The 2,500-nt window shown below is 55.0% G+C and carries 1 rRNA gene (cut by both window edges); it reads left to right on the top strand.

Annotated features, from left to right (window positions below):
- A 23S ribosomal RNA gene (locus LCC91_RS13040) occupies positions 1-2,500 on the top strand (it extends past both window edges: 387 nt to the left, 1 nt to the right).

Below are 2,500 nucleotides of genomic sequence, written 5' to 3' on the forward strand. Positions count from 1 at the left end.
ATCCTGTCTGAAGATGGGGGGACCATCCTCCAAGGCTAAATACTCATCATCGACCGATAGTGAACCAGTACCGTGAGGGAAAGGCGAAAAAGAACCCCGGGAGGGGAGTGAAATAGAACCTGAAACCGCATGCTTACAAAAAGTCGGAGCCTCTTTAAGGGGTGACGGCGTACCTTTTGTATAATGGGTCAGCGACTTACATTCAGTGGCAAGCTTAACCGAGTAGGGAAGGCGCAGGGAAACCGAGTCCGAACAGGGCGATTTCAGTCGCTGGGTGTAGACCCGAAACCAGGTGATCTATCCATGGCCAGGCTGAAGGTGCCGTAACAGGTACTGGAGGGCCGAACCCACTGCTGTTGCAAAAGCAGGGGATGAGCTGTGGATAGGGGTGAAAGGCTAAACAAACCTGGAAATAGCTGGTTCTCTCCGAAAACTATTTAGGTAGTGCCTCGTGTGGTCACCTTCGGGGGTAGAGCACTGTTTTGGCTAGGGGGTCATGGCGACTTACCAAACCAAGGCAAACTCCGAATACCGAAGAGTGTGAGCACGGGAGACAGTGCACCGGGTGCTAACGTCCGGACACGAGAGGGAAACAACCCAGACCGCCAGCTAAGGTCCCTAAAACCGGCTAAGTGGGAAACGAAGTGGGAAGGCTAAAACAGTCAGGATGTTGGCTTAGAAGCAGCCATCATTTAAAGAAAGCGTAATAGCTCACTGATCGAGTCGTCCTGCGCGGAAGATGTAACGGGGCTCAAGCCGGTTACCGAAGCTGCGGATGCATGAGCGATCATGCATGGTAGGAGAGCGTTCCGTAGGCCTGTGAAGGTGGCTTGTGAAGGCTGCTGGAGGTATCGGAAGTGCGAATGCTGACATGAGTAGCGTTAAAGCGGGTGAAAAGCCCGCTCGCCGTAAGCGCAAGGTTTCCTACGCAACGTTCATCGGCGTAGGGTGAGTCGGCCCCTAAGGCGAGGCAGAGATGCGTAGCTGATGGGAAGCAGGTCAACATTCCTGCACCGGCTGCAAGTGCGATGTGGGGACGGATCAAGCTAGGTCATCCGGCGGTTGGAAGTGCCGGTTTAGGCAGAAGTAGGCGACACGTAGGCAAATCCGCGTGTCACATACCGAGGCTGTCGATCGAGCGAGCTTGCTCGCGAAGTGACCGAATGGGGTCCCAGGAAAAGCCACTAAGCTTCAGCTTGCAGTCGACCGTACCGCAAACCGACACTGGTGCGCGAGATGAGTATTCTCAGGCGCTTGAGAGAACTCGGGAGAAGGAACTCGGCAAATTGACACCGTAACTTCGGGATAAGGTGTGCCCTAGTAGCGTGTAGAGAACATCGAAGCGCGAATGGGTTGCAAAAAAAATAGGTGGCTGCGACTGTTTACTAAAAACACAGCACTCTGCAAACACGAAAGTGGACGTATAGGGTGTGACGCCTGCCCGGTGCCGGAAGATTAAGTGATGGGGTGCAAGCTCTTGATCGAAGTCCCGGTAAACGGCGGCCGTAACTATAACGGTCCTAAGGTAGCGAAATTCCTTGTCGGGTAAGTTCCGACCTGCACGAATGGCGTAACGATGGCCACACTGTCTCCTCCCGAGACTCAGCGAAGTTGAAATGTTTGTGATGATGCAATCTCCCCGCGGAAAGACGGAAAGACCCCATGAACCTTTACTGCAGCTTTGTATTGGACTTTGAACGGGCCTGTGTAGGATAGGTGGGAGGCTGTGAAGCGGTGCCGCCAGGTGCCGTGGAGCCGACGTTGAAATACCACCCTGGTGCGTTTGAGGTTCTAACCTGGGCCCCTGAATCGGGGTTGGGGACAGTGCATGGTGGGCAGTTTGACTGGGGCGGTCTCCTCCCAAAGCGTAACGGAGGAGCACGAAGGTACGCTAGGCACGGTCGGACATCGTGCTGGTAGTGCATAGGCATAAGCGTGCTTGACTGCGAGACTGACAAGTCGAGCAGGTGCGAAAGCAGGTCTAAGTGATCCGGTGGTTCTGTATGGAAGGGCCATCGCTCAACGGATAAAAGGTACTCTGGGGATAACAGGCTGATACCGCCCAAGAGTTCATATCGACGGCGGTGTTTGGCACCTCGATGTCGGCTCATCTCATCCTGGGGCTGTAGCCGGTCCCAAGGGTATGGCTGTTCGCCATTTAAAGAGGTACGTGAGCTGGGTTTAAAACGTCGTGAGACAGTTTGGTCCCTATCTTCCGTGGGCGCTGCAGATTTGAGGGAGCCTGCTCCTAGTACGAGAGGACCGGAGTGGACGCACCTCTGGTGTACCGGTTGTCACGCCAGTGGCATCGCCGGGTAGCTATGTGCGGAAGAGATAACCGCTGAAAGCATCTAAGCGGGAAACTCGTCCCAAGATGAGATCTGCCTGGGGGCTCGACCCCCCTGAAGGGTCGTCGTAGACCACGACGTTGATAGGCTGGGTGTGGAAGGCGAGCAATCGCTTGAGCTAACCAGTACTAATGGCCCGTGAGGCTTGACCC

The sequence above is a fragment of the Tepidimonas taiwanensis genome, assembly GCF_020162115.1.
GTDB classification, from domain to species: domain Bacteria; phylum Pseudomonadota; class Gammaproteobacteria; order Burkholderiales; family Burkholderiaceae_C; genus Tepidimonas; species Tepidimonas taiwanensis.